This is a genomic window from Kaistella solincola (genome assembly GCF_000812875.1).
Taxonomy (GTDB): Bacteria; Bacteroidota; Bacteroidia; order Flavobacteriales; family Weeksellaceae; genus Kaistella; species Kaistella solincola.
This window is the reverse complement of sequence record NZ_JSYK01000003.1, coordinates 1,136,657-1,151,537: the sequence shown is the minus strand read 5'-3', so window position 1 is coordinate 1,151,537 and position 14,881 is coordinate 1,136,657. Positions and strand designations below refer to the sequence as shown.

The window sequence follows — 14,881 nt, the reverse complement described above, 5'->3', positions numbered from 1 at the left end:
AATTATTTCGCACTGCAGTCCTGAAAAAGTTCTGCACCGTAATAAAACACAAAAAGCCACGCGATTCCTTTCACGGTGAAAAATATCAAACCGCCGATGCCGACGCGTTTAAACCATTTTCTAAATTTGGAATTTTTGCCGTTTTCCGGCTGAATATTTTCCATTGAATACTTTTCCTCAAAATTAACATTATTTTTTCGGACGCCTGATTTTCGTTCCATAAAAATTCCGCCTTATTTCGGCATTTTTTCCTGTTTTTTATCACTTAAAGTTTAAAAAAATCCGAAGAAAAGCTCCCGAAATTTTCCTGCTTTGGCTAAATTTTCTATCTTTAAGGTCAACTCAAAATAGAATTATGTCCCACACAAATCAGGATTTTGGAATCGAAAAATCCCTTTCTAATTTAGGAATTTCAACAGAAAATTTAGGAGTTTCAACCGGCGGAAAATACTTTGCCAATGGTGATGTGCTCGAAAGTTATTCGCCAACCGACGGAAAACTCATCGCAAAAGTCACCACCGCGAATTTCAGCGATTACGACGCGGTGATTGAAACTTCAAAAAAAGCATTTTTAGAATTCCGACAAATTCCCGCACCGAAAAGAGGCGAACTGGTGAGGCAGTTTGGTTTAAAACTGCGTCACTACAAAGAGGATTTGGGAAAACTGGTTTCGTATGAAATGGGAAAATCTTTGCAGGAAGGTTTGGGTGAAGTTCAGGAAATGATCGATATCTGTGATTTTGCCGTAGGTTTATCGCGCCAGCTGTATGGTTTTACGATGCACTCTGAAAGACCGGGGCACCGCATGTACGAGCAATATCATCCGCTCGGAATCGTGGGGATTATTTCCGCTTTCAATTTTCCGGTAGCAGTTTGGTCCTGGAATACAGCACTTGCGTGGATCTGTGGAAATGTCACCATTTGGAAACCTTCGGAAAAAACACCGCTTTGTGGAATTGCGTGTCAAAATATTATTACTGAAGTTTTAAGGGAAAACGAGTTGCCGGAAGGAATTTCCAGCATGATTGTGGGCGATCACAAAATCGGTGACCGATTGGTTAATGATAAAAATGTGGCTTTAATTTCTTTCACAGGTTCTACGAAAGTCGGACGAATGGTCGGAACGAATGTGGCGCAGCGTTTCGGAAAATCAATTTTGGAACTGGGAGGAAATAATGCCATTATTTTCACTGAAAATGCAGATTTAAATATGTCGATTATCGGTGCTGTTTTTGGCGCTGTAGGAACTGCGGGGCAAAGATGCACATCTACGAGACGTTTAATCATACATGAATCTATTTTTGAAGACGTGAAAAACCGTTTGGTGAAGGCGTACGCGCAACTGAAAATCGGAAATCCTTTGGATGAAAACAATCACGTGGGACCATTGATCGATAAAGACGCGGTACAGCAATATCTGGATTCCATTGAAAAATGCAAGAAAGAAGGCGGAAAATTTGTGGTCGAAGGTGGCGTTTTAGAAGGTGAACATTACACGTCCGGCTGCTATGTAAAACCGTGTATCGCGGAAGTCGAAAATTCTTTTGAGATCGTACAGCACGAAACATTTGCACCGATACTTTACATCATGAAATATAAAACTTTGGAAGAGGCAATTGCAATGCAGAACGACGTTCCGCAAGGTTTAAGTTCCGCCATCATGACGACAGATATGCGTCAGGCAGAATTATTCCTTTCTCAGCAAGGCTCCGATTGCGGAATCGCGAATGTAAATATCGGGACGTCCGGTGCTGAAATCGGTGGCGCTTTTGGCGGTGAAAAAGAAACCGGTGGCGGCCGCGAATCCGGCTCCGATGTCTGGAAATACTATATGCGCCGACAAACCAACACCATTAATTATACAGACAGCTTGCCACTCGCGCAGGGAATAAAATTCGATTTATAAATAACCTGCTAAAACGGCAAATTTTTCAATTTCAACTTTCTAATTTTAAAACTATGAACAACGCAATAGCTCCACATCCAGAACCTTCAAACGCTGTTAAGCAAACGCTTTCGCGGCACATGCTCGCAGATGGTTTTGATTTTGTGATGGATTTCGACAAATCTCACGGTTCCTGGATTCACGACCGTGTGACGGGAAAAAATTATCTCGATATGTTTTCGATGTTTGCCTCCGCATCGATCGGTTACAATCATCCATATCTCATGGAAAAATCTGCCTGGCTCGGAAAAATGGCCGTTAACAAACCCACTTTAGCCGATGTTTATTCGCAGGAATTTGCCGATTTTATGAAGGTTTTTGAAAGAGTTGCAATTCCGAAAGAACTGCAGTATTGCTTTTTCATTGAAGGCGGAACGATGGGCGTAGAAAACGCAATGAAAGCGTGCTTCGACTGGAAAACACGAAAGAATTTCGAAAAAGGTTTAGACATCGAAGCGGGAATCTGCATTCATTTTAAACAGGCGTTCCACGGCAGAAGCGGCTATACTTTGAGTCTCACAAACACAGCAGATCCCAGGAAATACATGTATTTTCCGAAATTCGACTGGCCGAGAATCATTAATCCACATTTGAATTTCCCGATCACCGAAGAAAATCTGGAGGAAACCATTAAACACGAAAATTTAGCACTTTTAAATATTGAAGAAGCGATACTTGCAAATCCAAACAGAGTTGCGTGTCTCATCATTGAGCCAATTCAGGCTGAAGGCGGCGACCACCATTTCCGCGATGAATTTTTTGTTGGTTTAAGAAAAATATGCGACGAAAACGAGGTTTTATTGATTTTTGATGAAGTGCAAACCGGAATTGGTTTAACGGGAAAAATGTGGGCATTTGAGCATTTCAGCGTGGCACCGGATATTATTTCGTTCGGGAAAAAAGCCCAGGTTTGCGGTGTGTTGGCGAACAAAGAAAAGTTTGATGAAATTCCGGACAATGTTTTCCGCGAAAGCTCCAGAATCAATTCAACTTTCGGTGGAAACTTTATCGATATTCTGCGTTTTCAGCTGATTTTGGAAGTGATCGAAAATGAAAATCTGGTTGAAAATGCCCGGATTATGGGAGATTATTTGCTTGAAAAACTGCAGAATCTTCAGGCAAAATATCCGAATTTGGTTTCAAATGCGCGCGGCCGCGGCCTGATGTGCGCTGTAGATTTACCGACCGGCGAACAGCGCGACCAGTTACGTGAGCTTTTGTACAATGAACATTTAATTATTTTAGCTTGCGGTGACCGTTCCATACGTTTCCGACCGCATTTAAATGTTTCGCGGGAAGAGCTGCAAATGGCGTTAGACCTTATTGAGGTTTGTTTAAAGAAAATGTGATACCTGTAAAAAACTGCTATTAATTGTGCTTTTTAAATGGGTATTAAGTAAATTTAATGTTAAAATTTAGTATTTACCGATTTTTTTTGTACCTTTAGGTCTCTAAATGATCAAGATAAATGGAAAGAGAAACAAGAGTCCCTGTATTTGAAAGTGACCAATCAGCAAAAGTACAATTGGTAAAATCAAAATTAGAAGCCGCAAAAATTACCACGTACACCAATAACACCTATATGTCGTTTACGACAACGCCAACAGCCACCATGGTACGGGTAATGGTAAATTTGCAGGATGAGCAAAAAGCATTTGAAATCATCGATGAAATGCTAAAAGAATCAGAATTTAACCTAAGCAAAAACTAAAACAACTTCATATTTTTAAATTTTACGTTTTACAGAAATCGAAATCTTTCCGGAGATTTCGATTTTTTTTGCCCTATTTTGCTGATTTTAAGCGCGCTGTTTCAGGAAATTATTATCTTTGTAAAAATCAGATTTTATGGAATCCACCTATATAGAAACTCAGCAGATTTCCTTTCAGGACTTTAAAAACCAGATCCTCGAAGATTATAAGCTCGGCCGTATTTCCCGCGAAATGTCTTATCTGGGCAGACGCGAAGTGCTGACCGGAAAAGCAAAGTTCGGAATCTTCGGCGACGGTAAGGAATTGCCGCAGCTGGCAATGGCAAAAGTTTTTAGAAACGGTGATTTCCGAAGCGGCTATTATAGGGATCAAACCTTTGCGCTTGCAATTGATGCAATAACTGTAGAAAACTTTTTCGCGCAGTTGTATGCAGATACCAACATCGAACGTGAACCAGCTTCTGCGGGCCGACAAATGAACGGTCATTACGCAACCAGAAGCTTAAATGCGGATGGCAGCTGGAAAGATTTAACTAAACAGAAAAATATTTCCTCAGATATTTCGCCGACTGCAGGACAAATGCCGCGATTGTTAGGTTTAGCACTTGCTTCAAAAGTGTACAAATCTGTAGAGTTTGAAGGTTCTGAAATTTTCTCAAACAAAGGAAATGAAGTTGCTTTCGGAACAATCGGTGACGCGTCAACTGCGGAAGGTCATTTCTGGGAAACGCTGAACGCTGCGTGTGCTTTGCAGGTTCCGATGATCGTTTCAATTTGGGATGATGGTTACGGAATTTCCGTACCTACCCAGAATCAACGTGCGAAAGCCGATATCGCGGAAATGCTTTCAGGTTTTCAAAGAAAGGAAGGCGAGACGCAAGGTTGCGAAATCATTCAGGTGAAAGCCTGGGATTATCCGTCGCTTTTGGATGCATACGCGCGTGCCGAACATTTTGCCCGCACTGAAAGTATTCCGGTCGTGGTGCACGTGGTAGAAGTTACGCAGCCGCAAGGTCACTCGACTTCCGGCTCTCATGAAAGATATAAAAGCGAAGACCGCCTGAAATGGGAAGGTGAATATGATGGTTTACTGAAATTCAGGGAGTGGATTTTTAATTATTCCATTGAGATTGAAGGTGAGGAACAACAACTTGCTACGCTTGAAGACTTAGAAAAAATAGAAGCTGAAGCCAAAAAAATGGTCAAAGAAGGCCAGAAAAAAGCTTGGGAAGATTATCAGAAAACTATTCTGGATTTAAAAGATGCAATGCTTCCATTGGTTGAGAATTTAAAATCTCAAAACACGGAAGTAGCTGCGGAATTGGAACAGTTCAGCAAAATTGTTTCGGTGGCAAAAAGAGATATTTTCCATCTGGTAAGAAAAACCTTATTGCTGACAAGAGCCAACCAAACTGCTGAAAGACACGATCTTCAGCTGAAATACGAGCAGGTTTTCGCTGCTGAAAAAGAAAATTATTCTTCGCATTTATATTCACAGTCCGAATGGAAAGCCACCAAAGTGCTGGAAGTAAAACCTGTTTTTTCTGATGCTTCCGAAACCGTAGACGGTCGGGTAGTGGTGAGAAATAATTTCGATAAAATATTTGAAAAATATCCGGAAACGTTGATTTTTGGTGAAGATGCCGGAAATATTGGCGACGTAAACCAGGGTTTGGAAGGTCTTCAGGAAAAATACGGCGAGCTTCGTATTGCCGATACCGGAATTCGGGAAGCAACCATACTTGGTCAGGGAATCGGAATGGCAATGCGCGGTTTAAGACCGATTGCAGAAATCCAGTACCTCGATTATATTTTGTACTGTTTGCAAGGCATGAGCGATGATTTGGCGACAGTGCAGTACAGAACACGCGGCGGGCAAAAAGCGCCTTTAATCATTAGAACGCGTGGTCACCGTCTGGAAGGAATCTGGCATTCAGGTTCGCCGATGGCGGGAATTTTAAACCTTTCCAAAGGAATTTTAGTTCTCGTACCGCGAAACTTAACGATTGCTGCCGGTTTCTACAACACCATGCTTCAATCCGACGAGCCGGCTTTAATTATCGAATGTCTGAACGGGTACCGTTTGAAAGAAACGCAGCCGGACAATTTAGGTGAATTTACCATTCCAGTCGGGAAAGTTGAGATCACGAAAGAAGGTTCTGATGTTACGTTGGTAACTTACGGTTCTACCTGGAGATTGGTTATGGAAGCTGCGAAGGAACTGGAAAAAATTGGTATTTCAGCGGAAGTGATTGATATTCAGTCTTTAATTCCATTCGATTTAAGCCACGAAATTAAAGAAAGCGTGAAGAAAACCAACCGTCTCGTTGTCATCGACGAAGATGTGGAAGGTGGCGCTTCAGCCTTTATTTTACAGCAGATTTTAGAAAAACAAAAAGCCTTCAGATATTTGGATTCCGATCCGCTGACCATTTCTGCAGAAAATCACCGCCCGCCGTACGCGAGCGATGGCGACTATTTCAGCAAACCAAGTGTTGATGATATGGTAGAAAAAATTTACGGCGTTTTCCACGAAGTAAATCCGGAAAAGTTTCCGAAAATTTAAAATTAAGAAAGCAGACATGGTTCTGCTTTTTTTTGTGCATCATTTTTGCAGCCTCTCCAGAAATTTAACAAATGAAAAAAATACTGCTGGTTTTCTCCTTGTCATTCATGATAATCTCCTGCACCGAAACCGAAAAAATTTCCCCTGATTCGGGCAAAATTTCCGAAAATTCCGAAAATAATGAAATGGTCGCTTTGATAGATGAAATGATGGACGACATGCACAGCGACAAACCTACCGGCAACATCGATGTGGATTTTTCTAAAATGATGATGGCACATCATCAGGGCGCGGTGGATATGTCGCAACTTTTGCTTGAAAAAGGCACCAATCCGGAGCTGAAAAAATTTGCTCAGAAAGTCATCGCAGACCAAAATACCGAAATTGCTTTAATGAAAAAATATGCCGCTAAAACGGCAAATTTTCCGGAAAATAAAGAATTTGAACAGGCGCTGAATCAGTCGATGGCAGCGATGATGAACAGCGATACGAAAGTGTATAACGACATCGACAAAGATTACGCGGCACAGATGATTCCACACCATCAAAGTGCGGTGGACATGGCGAAAGTGTATCAGAAATTTGGCAAGGAAAAAGAGCTGCTGGATCTTTCCGATATGATCGTGCAGCATCAAACTTCAGAAATTGCCCAATTGCAGGCGTGGCTTGATAAAAATAAATTATAAAAATTAAAGAAAACCCGCGCAGAAATCCCCAAAAACACTCAATAATTTTCCGTAAATTCGCATCAAATTTTTAAATAATGAACTACGATATTATTGTCATCGGCAGTGGACCTGGTGGTTACGTTACGGCAATCAGAGCCGCACAATTGGGTTTCAAAACTGCGATTATCGAAAAAGAAAGTTTAGGTGGAATTTGCTTGAATTGGGGCTGTATCCCAACAAAAGCTTTGCTGAAATCTGCACACGTTTTTAAATATTTACAGAAAGCCGAAGATTACGGTTTAAATAAAGTAGAAAATCCGGGTTTTGATTTTTCTAAAGTCATCCAGAGAAGCCGCGGCGTTGCTCAGAAAATGAGCGGCGGAATCGCCTTTCTGATGAAGAAAAACAAAATCGATGTCATCATGGGAACTGCAAAAGTTCAGAAAGGTAAAAAAGTTTCTGTTGCTGATAAAGACGGGAAAACCACTGAATATTCCGCAGAACACATCATCATCGCAACCGGCGCGCGTTCCCGCGAATTGCCGAACTTGCCACAGGACGGCAAAAAAGTGATCGGTTACCGCCAGGCTTTAAGTCTTCCGGAACAGCCAAAATCCATGATTGTGGTGGGTTCCGGCGCTATCGGAATTGAGTTCGCGGATTTTTACAATACCATGGGAACCAAAGTGACTGTCGTAGAATTTATGCCGAATATTCTTCCTGTGGAAGATGAAGATACTTCAAAACACGTTGAAAAATCGCTGAAAAAATTGGGTATCGAGATTATGACCAACGCGTCTGTAGAATCGGTAGATACTTCCGGAAACGGCGTGAAAGCGACGGTAAAAACCGAGAAAGGAAATATCACTTTAGAAGCCGATATTTTATTGTCAGCAGTTGGAATCTCTTCCAACATTGAAGGACAAGGTTTCGAAGAAGTGGGAATTCAAACGGAAAAAGGAAAAGTTTTGGTGAACGAATGGTACCAGACTTCTGTTCCGGGCTATTATGCGATTGGTGATATTTTGCCGACTCAGGCATTGGCACACGTTGCGTCTGCGGAAGGAATTACCTGCGTGGAAAAAATCAAAGGTCTGCACGTTGAAAAAATAGATTATGGCAATATTCCAGGTTGTACGTATGCGCATCCGGAAGTGGCGTCGGTTGGTTTAACCGAAAAGCAGGCAAAAGAAAAAGGTTACGAACTGAAAGTGGGTAAATTCCCGTTCTCAGCTTCCGGAAAAGCAACGGCAAACGGCGACACCGACGGTTTCATCAAGGTAATTTTTGATGCGAAATACGGCGAGTGGCTTGGTTGTCATATGGTGGGCGACGGCGTAACCGACATGATTGCGGAAGCTGTTGTGGCGCGTAAACTGGAAACTACCGGTCACGAAGTCTTGAAATCCATTCACCCGCACCCAACGATTTCCGAAGCGGTGATGGAAGCTGTAGCAGCCGCATACGGCGAAGTGATTCACATCTAAAAGGACAAAATATATTTATAAAAAAATTCCAGTTTAAGGCTGGAATTTTTTTTGTACGTCATTGCGAGTACACGTGAAGTCATTGCGAGCGCAGCGAAGCAATCCGTCAAACCTTGTAGTCATTGCGAGCAACGCGAAGCAATCCTTAGAAAAGGGCACTCGCAATAACAAAAAAGAGCTCGGTTCAAGCGGGGGGCTGCGGGTATCTTAAAATTGGTTATTTGTTGGGGGAGTTCTTGAGAGTTATGTGAAGCGAAAATAATTATTGCGCAAAAACTAAATGTCCCCATTTTTTTTTAACATAGTAAGATATTCTTCTTTGGACATTGGACAGTCAAAGAATTTTTCAGCAAGATTTGATTCAACAAATTTTAGTTGCTTTTTTATCTTTCCCATTAATGAAGATCCATAGTCAGGTAAATTATGACTAAAATACGTATGAATATGACTCTTTTTTCCATCAACTATCAAAAAATATGATTCGTGATGTTGCTGCTTTGGATTAATTTCGAAACCTTTTTTAAGCAGAGTTTTTTTTAAATCTTTCGCTTTTCTACTTTTCATAAACGGTTTCAATTAGACTTAAAATTTTATTTTTTAAGGAAATTGCTTTGTCTGTAAGATTATCATCAAATTCTAAAGCGTAATTCACATATAAAGAATAAAATTCAAAATTAAATGCCTTCTCAACATCTTCTCTTGTTTTTGCCCAAACAGTTACGTCTAAATTTTCATTTTCAATAAAATAAAGATCATCTTCAAAATGAACACTACATTCCAATTTCTTCTTCAGCTTAAAAACATACTTTCCGAATGTTAAAACATCTGGTTTAAAAGGATAAGTTTCATGTTCTAAAGCTTCATAATAAACAATATCTTTAATACTATTTTTATTTATTATATCTCCTGACTCTGAAACTCTAGCATAAAACTGATAATATTTTGCTGGAATTTCAATCTTGTTTATTTTAGGAACTTTAAAATAGGTTTGAAATTCTGTTCGTGGTTTGATAATTTTTCTTTTTTCCTTTTTGCCCTCCCACACAAAAACATTAAACTTTTTATTAGAGCTCGCTTTAAACAAAGGTTCAAAAATCATTTGCCTTTCAACAGCTGAATATTTCTTTTTTAATGTTTGTAAATCTTGATAATTGTTGACGTCGGAATATATTACTTGATCTTTATAATCATCAAAAATCTGTTCTTGTGTTGAAAATTCTTCACTATTTCCGAACAACGAATAAATATTATCTTGAACATTTGGAGCTATTGAATTCTGATAACTACTAAATTTTGTATCAACAATTAAAAGTTCGGTTCTGCTTACGAAATCATCAACTTCTAGATCAAGATTTTCAATCTCGGGAAATTTTTTAGATAATGCGATTTTAAGAAAATTTCTATATGATTCTTTTACTCCGCTTAGAACCTGAATTACATCTGAAACAGAAGCAGCATGTCCAATACTACCAGTTGGATCTAGTTTTAAAGTAAGAGCAATTTCGCGTAAATGTTCTAATTCAGGACTTTCCATATAGATTAATACAATGAATGTATTGGAGAACAAATATATTTACATTTTGCTGATAAACCATCAATTACAAAAAAAAATATATATTAAAAATGAACAGTTGCTCCTTCACATAACATCGGATTGACGAAATGCCGGTTTAAGAGAGCAATTGAAAGTTATCCGTTCTTGCCGCAAAAGTTTTTATATTTCCTTTTTTCTTAATTGAGTCAATAATAAAAAGCTCTTATTTAGATTAGGGCAAAATTTAAATGTTTCCCTTTCCATTCCGCCGCTATCGCCATACACAGCCTCGTTGCAGGGAAATTCCACCTTGCACCAGCAAATTACCAAACTAATTCCCGCTAAAACACCATTTCCAAAAACACTGTTTTCACTAATTTTACTCAAAAATTAAAGTGATGTCAAACAACAGCATTTCTTTACACAGAGTTTTAACGGCGAAGCCCGAGAAAGTTTTTCGTGCTTTTATTGATGCCAACGCTTTTCTGTCCTGGCTGGCGCCCTACGGCATGTTCGCTGAAATTGAAGAAATGGAGGTGAAAGTCGGCGGAAAATATAAAATGTCTTTTACCAATTTTTCCACCGGAAAAAAACAGTCTTTTGGCGGCGAATATCTAGATATAGAACCTGACAAATTTATAAAATACATCGACCGCTTCGACGATCCCAATTTACCGGGAGATATGATCACCTCAATTTCCTTTACACCGGTTTCCGTAGGAACAGAACTGAAAATTACGCAGGAAAATATTCCCGCAGCCATTCCCTTGGATGCGTGTTATCTGGGTTGGCAGGAATCCCTGGAAAAACTAAAAATGTTGGTGGAACCCGAAATTCCCGATGAACTTTAAAAATGAAAAATTTGCCGTTTTAACAGCTAATTTTCCACAACAAAATCTTCCTGAAATCATAAAAAAATGCCGCTACGACGGCATTTTTTTTATAAATAGTAAATCGAAAAAATTCCGCATTTAAACGGCATATTTTTTCAAAAAACATATTTCGGGTAAATTAGCAATCCAATGATGATTGCCGCAATGGCCATCAGAAAAACCGAGCCTGCCGCCACATCTTTGATGATTTTAATGCGCACATCATATTCCGGTTGTACCACATCGCAGATTTTTTCAATGCACGTATTCAGCAGTTCCAGACTCAGCACCGCGAAGCAAACCAAAATAATAATCGCCGCCTCCGCGGGTGAAACCTGAAAATAGAAAATCAAAAAAATATTGCTTAGAAGCGCCAAAAATTCAATCAGGAAATTTCGCTCATAACGGAAAATCCAGACAATGCCTCTGGCGGCGTTGGCAAAACTGCGCTGCAGCGGCGGTTTTCTCATTACCAGTTTTTATCTATCATGTACATCAATTGTCCCATTGCCACGGCACCGAGCAGAAGTTCGCGACGGTTCACCTTGTCAAAAGTATCTTCCTCGGAATGGTGAATATCAAAATAACGCTGCGGATCTACGAAAAGTTCGGCTAAGGCAACTCCGGCTGGCTCCATTGGCGTGATGTCGGTGCCCGCGTACTGCATTTCAAAATTATGCACGTTGTACGGCACAAAAAGATTTCTCCAGGATTGGATCTGCGCTCTTTGTTCCGGCGTCATCACCAAACCGAAACCACGTGGCGTAAAGCCGCCGCCGTCACTTTCGATGGCGAAAATATGTTTCTCGTTATTTTTTTTGATGTTTTCCGCGTATTTGTTACCCCCTTTTACACCGTTTTCTTCATTGGCAAAGCAAACCACGCGAATGGTGTGGTTATTTTTCAGTCCGAGCTTTTTGAAAGCGCGCAAAACTTCAATGCTTTGCACGATTCCCGTTCCATCGTCGTGCGCGCCTTCGCCCACGTCCCAGGAATCAAGATGCCCGCTCACTACAAGAACACTTTTGTCTTTGTTCCCGGTAATTTCACCGATGACGTTGTAGGACAATTTTTCGCCTTTCATGGTGCAGTTGGAATTCAGTTTGGCAAAAACTTTCTGGGTTTTCAGTGTTTTTTCCAGTTCATCTGCGCTTTTCGGACCGATTGCTACCGCGGCTATTTTTGCGGTATCATTTTCATCATAACGCATTGCGCCGGTATGCGGCACATCATCAAACGCTGAAGACAGCGAACGGATAATTACGGCTTTTGCGCCTCTTTTTCCGGCCCAGGAAGCGGCACTGCGGCGGTATTTTCCCGCGTCGCCATAAGCCTGTCCGGTATTCACGAATTTTTGGTTAAACGCATAATTAAAGAAAATGATTTTGCCTTTTACCTGGTCATCCGAAAGTTTGTCGAAATCTTCCTTGGTGCGTACAAAAACGATTTCAGCTTCCACATCTTTGCCTTTTGTCCCTTCGGAGTTTCCGAGCGACAGCATTTTCAGCTCTTTCCATTTTCCGTTTCCTTCTTTGATCTGAAGTGATTCTGCACCGCGCACCCAAACGGGAACCATTACTTCTTCTTTCCAGACTTTATCGGCGCCGGCTTCTTTCAGCTTTTGTACCGCCCAATCGGTGGCCTTTTCATAGCCTATAGAACCGCTCAAACGCTGCCCGACATTTTGAGTTAAATCGCGCAGATTTTCATAAGCTTTTCCGTTCACCAAAATTTCATCGGAAATGTTTTTGAACTGAAGCGAATCGGCTTTTTGCTGGGAAAACAAAATTCCGCCCAGAAAGAGCGGAAGTATTTTTAGAAAGGAATATTTCATTGTTTGTAAATTGGTAACCAAATGTAAAAAAAATCTCGTTAAAACGGCAAATTTTTACTGTTTCATATCATACATCAAAAGTGCGGTCACCAGCTTTGGTTCGATATAGGTGCATTTCGGTGGCATTTTGATATTATTGTCCGATACTTTCAACAGGTCATTGAAACTCACCGGATAAATTCCGAAACCAATTTTATATTGTCCGGAATCTACTTTTTCTTTCATTTCCTTAATGCCTTCAATTGTGGAATTTCCTTTTAAATAGGTTATTTTTTCGGTGGTTTTCGGATCTTCGATGCCCAGAATATCTTTAAAGATAAATTCTTCCAAAAGGAAATGGTCGAGATCATTCAGCTCGCCCTCTTTTTTCCGCAGTTCGTGCTTTACGTGCAGCGAATAGAATTTACCGTCGAGATACATCGAAATATGGAATTTCTGCGACGGAAAATAGATGTTTTCACCCTTTTCATGAATCTGGAAATTCTTCTCGATTTTCTTTAAAAAATCCGCAGAATCCAAACCGTTCAAATCTTCTAAAAGCCGGTTATAATCGTGGATTTTAATCGATTGGTTGCTCACGATAAAACTGTATACATAATTGTAAAGTTCTGTACCGTTGTGCTTTTTGTTTTTCTCTTTTTGATTTTTTGCATGAAGCGCCGCCGAGCCCATCCGGTGGTGGCCGTCAGCAATATAAAACGAATCAATTTGATCTAAAACCTCTTTAAACTGCAGCATTTTCAGGCGGTTATCAATTCGCCAGATTTTGTGTCGCGTTCCGTTTTCAGATAAATAATTAAGAATCGGAACGTTTTTCTGTTCGTGATTCATCAGCAATTCCACCTTCGGATTTGCCATATAAGTCAGCAAAACCGGCTCTGCCTGAATATTTACCTTATCAAGATAATAGGCGAGTTTTTCTTTTCGGTGGGTGAGGGTAGATTCGTGTTTCTTGATGTTGCCGTTCCAGAAATCTTCCACGCTTACCAGACCTAAAAGTCCGCGGTAAACGCATTTATTGGGAAGAATCTGTTCGTATAAATAATAGGAAGCATTATCTTGGATGAGTTTCCGGTCGGCCATCATTTCCTCGAAATTGGTCCGGATTTTCCGCAGGTTGCGGTCCACATCTTTGGATTTGCTGACCACGAAAGGCTTTACCATCTGAATATAAGACGATTCCTGTTGTGCTTTTTTAATAATTTCGTCCTGGGAGAAATTATCCAGCGGATGGGTCGGGAAAATATCGACATAATCTTCGCTCGGACGAATTCCTCGAAAAGGTTTAAATATCGGCATATTTACTTGGAATTTCTATTAATTTCAATAATCTGCTCTGCCAGTTCCCGGCCAATTTTCTCCTGCGCATCTACGGTATTTCCGCCTAAATGTGGGGTTAGTGAAAGATTTGGATTCATCAGCAAAGCCAGTTCCGGTTTCGGTTCGCTTTCGAAAACATCCAAAGCTGCACCGGCCACTTTTCCGGACTCGATGAAATTCAGCAATTCGACTTCATTAATGACGCCACCACGCGCGGTATTGACGATGTAAATTCCGTCCGTCATTTTTTCAAACTGCGCTTTATCAATGATATAACCGTCCGAAGCTGGCGTATTGATGCTTAGAAAGTTTACACCTTCCAAAAAGGTATTGATATCGTTTTCTGTAGAAATCTGAAAATTTGCCATTTGACCGTCGAAAAATTCTAAAGTCAGCGTTTCCGTTTTCGGATTTCTGGTGAGAACCTTCACTTTCATGCCGAGAGAAATTCCCATTTTCAGCACTTCCTGACCAATTCCACCAAAGCCAATGACTCCTAAAGTTTTGCCTTGAAGTTCAAAAGCGTTTGAAAAAGATTTTTTAAGGGCATTAAAATTAGATTCGCCTTCCAGCGGCATCAATCTGTTCGATTCGTGCAGGAATCTTGCTAAAGTAAAGAAGTGTGCGAAGACCATTTCTGCAACAGAGCGTGAAGAAGCTTTTGGGGTATTGATAACGTAAAGACCTTTGTCGATGGCGTATTCCACATCGATATTATCCATACCAACGCCGCCACGACCGATAATTTTTAAACCGGGACAGGCATCGATGAGGTCCTGACGCACTTTTGTGGCGCTGCGCACGAGCAAGACATCCACGTCATTCTGGTTGACAAAATCTGCTAATTGTTCCTGAGAAACTTTTGCATCTAAAAGTTCAATTCCGCCTTCTTTCAGCGCTGTTTTTCCGGCTTCAGAAATGCCGTCGTTTGCAAGAACCTTCAT

At 40.6% G+C, this 14,881-nt stretch carries 14 protein-coding genes; 7 read left to right on the top strand and 7 right to left on the bottom strand.

What is annotated here, in order from left to right:
* Nucleotides 1–2 precede the first annotated feature (2 nt).
* Complete coding sequence (locus tag OA84_RS09360) at nucleotides 3–221, bottom strand: hypothetical protein (protein WP_039345183.1); 219 nt, start codon at nucleotides 219–221, stop codon at nucleotides 3–5.
* A gap of 134 nt (nucleotides 222–355) precedes the next feature.
* Here OA84_RS09360 and amaB point away from each other — a divergent pair, with 134 nt between their 5' ends.
* From amaB to lpdA, 6 genes are all read left to right on the top strand, one after another.
* Entirely contained in the window at nucleotides 356–1,906 is a 1,551-nt protein-coding gene (gene amaB, locus OA84_RS09355) for an L-piperidine-6-carboxylate dehydrogenase (protein ID WP_039345180.1), read from the top strand.
* Between the two features lie 53 nt (nucleotides 1,907–1,959).
* Nucleotides 1,960–3,294, top strand: a complete 1,335-nt coding sequence (lat, locus tag OA84_RS09350; RefSeq protein WP_039345177.1) for an L-lysine 6-transaminase — start codon at nucleotides 1,960–1,962, stop codon at nucleotides 3,292–3,294.
* A gap of 119 nt (nucleotides 3,295–3,413) precedes the next feature.
* Entirely contained in the window at nucleotides 3,414–3,656 is a 243-nt protein-coding gene (locus tag OA84_RS09345; RefSeq protein WP_039345174.1) for a putative signal transducing protein, read from the top strand.
* Between the two features lie 136 nt (nucleotides 3,657–3,792).
* Complete coding sequence (locus OA84_RS09340; protein WP_039345172.1) at nucleotides 3,793–6,222, top strand: alpha-ketoacid dehydrogenase subunit alpha/beta; 2,430 nt, start codon at nucleotides 3,793–3,795, stop codon at nucleotides 6,220–6,222.
* A gap of 71 nt (nucleotides 6,223–6,293) precedes the next feature.
* Entirely contained in the window at nucleotides 6,294–6,908 is a 615-nt protein-coding gene (locus OA84_RS09335) for a DUF305 domain-containing protein (RefSeq protein WP_052252170.1), read from the top strand.
* Nucleotides 6,909–6,985: 77 nt separating this feature from the next.
* Nucleotides 6,986–8,377: a dihydrolipoyl dehydrogenase gene (gene lpdA, locus OA84_RS09330; protein WP_039345169.1), complete on the top strand. Its 1,392-nt coding sequence runs from the start codon at nucleotides 6,986–6,988 to the stop codon at nucleotides 8,375–8,377.
* A gap of 276 nt (nucleotides 8,378–8,653) precedes the next feature.
* Here lpdA and OA84_RS09325 read toward each other — a convergent pair whose 3' ends face one another.
* Both OA84_RS09325 and OA84_RS09320 read right to left on the bottom strand, forming a co-directional pair.
* Nucleotides 8,654–8,941, bottom strand: coding sequence for a hypothetical protein (locus OA84_RS09325; protein WP_039345167.1), 288 nt, complete (start codon nucleotides 8,939–8,941; stop codon nucleotides 8,654–8,656).
* Complete coding sequence (locus OA84_RS09320; protein WP_039345164.1) at nucleotides 8,931–9,911, bottom strand: hypothetical protein; 981 nt, start codon at nucleotides 9,909–9,911, stop codon at nucleotides 8,931–8,933. Before OA84_RS09320 ends, OA84_RS09325 begins: the two co-directional genes overlap by 11 nt.
* 398 nt (nucleotides 9,912–10,309) lie before the next feature.
* On the opposite strand from OA84_RS09320, the gene OA84_RS09315 reads away from it, so the two are divergent.
* Nucleotides 10,310–10,762, top strand: coding sequence for an SRPBCC family protein (locus tag OA84_RS09315; protein WP_039345161.1), 453 nt, complete (start codon nucleotides 10,310–10,312; stop codon nucleotides 10,760–10,762).
* Nucleotides 10,763–10,899: 137 nt separating this feature from the next.
* Here the strand turns inward: OA84_RS09315 and OA84_RS09310 are convergent, their stop codons facing one another.
* From OA84_RS09310 to OA84_RS09295, 4 genes are read right to left on the bottom strand one after another with little or no spacing between them, the layout of a single operon-like run.
* The gene (locus OA84_RS09310; protein WP_039345157.1) at nucleotides 10,900–11,253 is read right to left on the bottom strand and encodes a diacylglycerol kinase family protein; all 354 of its coding nucleotides are present in this window, start codon (nucleotides 11,251–11,253) and stop codon (nucleotides 10,900–10,902) included.
* Nucleotides 11,253–12,617, bottom strand: a complete 1,365-nt coding sequence (locus OA84_RS09305) for a M20/M25/M40 family metallo-hydrolase (protein ID WP_039345156.1) — start codon at nucleotides 12,615–12,617, stop codon at nucleotides 11,253–11,255. The genes OA84_RS09310 and OA84_RS09305 overlap by 1 nt, the downstream gene beginning before the upstream one ends.
* A gap of 54 nt (nucleotides 12,618–12,671) precedes the next feature.
* Nucleotides 12,672–13,916, bottom strand: a complete 1,245-nt coding sequence (locus tag OA84_RS09300) for a DUF1015 domain-containing protein (protein WP_039345153.1) — start codon at nucleotides 13,914–13,916, stop codon at nucleotides 12,672–12,674.
* A gap of 2 nt (nucleotides 13,917–13,918) precedes the next feature.
* Nucleotides 13,919–14,881: a D-2-hydroxyacid dehydrogenase gene (locus OA84_RS09295; RefSeq protein WP_039345148.1), complete on the bottom strand. Its 963-nt coding sequence runs from the start codon at nucleotides 14,879–14,881 to the stop codon at nucleotides 13,919–13,921.

Bases quoted from the DNA above. Each gene is read 5' to 3' on its own strand.
- OA84_RS09360 (WP_039345183.1), bottom strand. From the start codon at position 221: ATGGAACGAAAATCAGGCGTCCGAAAAAATAATGTTAATTTTGAGGAA.
- amaB (WP_039345180.1), top strand. From the start codon at position 356: ATGTCCCACACAAATCAGGATTTTGGAATCGAAAAATCCCTTTCTAAT.
- lat (WP_039345177.1), top strand. From the start codon at position 1,960: ATGAACAACGCAATAGCTCCACATCCAGAACCTTCAAACGCTGTTAAG.
- OA84_RS09345 (WP_039345174.1), top strand. From the start codon at position 3,414: ATGGAAAGAGAAACAAGAGTCCCTGTATTTGAAAGTGACCAATCAGCA.
- OA84_RS09340 (WP_039345172.1), top strand. From the start codon at position 3,793: ATGGAATCCACCTATATAGAAACTCAGCAGATTTCCTTTCAGGACTTT.
- OA84_RS09335 (WP_052252170.1), top strand. From the start codon at position 6,294: ATGAAAAAAATACTGCTGGTTTTCTCCTTGTCATTCATGATAATCTCC.
- lpdA (WP_039345169.1), top strand. From the start codon at position 6,986: ATGAACTACGATATTATTGTCATCGGCAGTGGACCTGGTGGTTACGTT.
- OA84_RS09325 (WP_039345167.1), bottom strand. From the start codon at position 8,941: ATGAAAAGTAGAAAAGCGAAAGATTTAAAAAAAACTCTGCTTAAAAAA.
- OA84_RS09320 (WP_039345164.1), bottom strand. From the start codon at position 9,911: ATGGAAAGTCCTGAATTAGAACATTTACGCGAAATTGCTCTTACTTTA.
- OA84_RS09315 (WP_039345161.1), top strand. From the start codon at position 10,310: ATGTCAAACAACAGCATTTCTTTACACAGAGTTTTAACGGCGAAGCCC.
- OA84_RS09310 (WP_039345157.1), bottom strand. From the start codon at position 11,253: ATGAGAAAACCGCCGCTGCAGCGCAGTTTTGCCAACGCCGCCAGAGGC.
- OA84_RS09305 (WP_039345156.1), bottom strand. From the start codon at position 12,617: ATGAAATATTCCTTTCTAAAAATACTTCCGCTCTTTCTGGGCGGAATT.
- OA84_RS09300 (WP_039345153.1), bottom strand. From the start codon at position 13,916: ATGCCGATATTTAAACCTTTTCGAGGAATTCGTCCGAGCGAAGATTAT.
- OA84_RS09295 (WP_039345148.1), bottom strand. From the start codon at position 14,881: ATGAAGGTTCTTGCAAACGACGGCATTTCTGAAGCCGGAAAAACAGCG.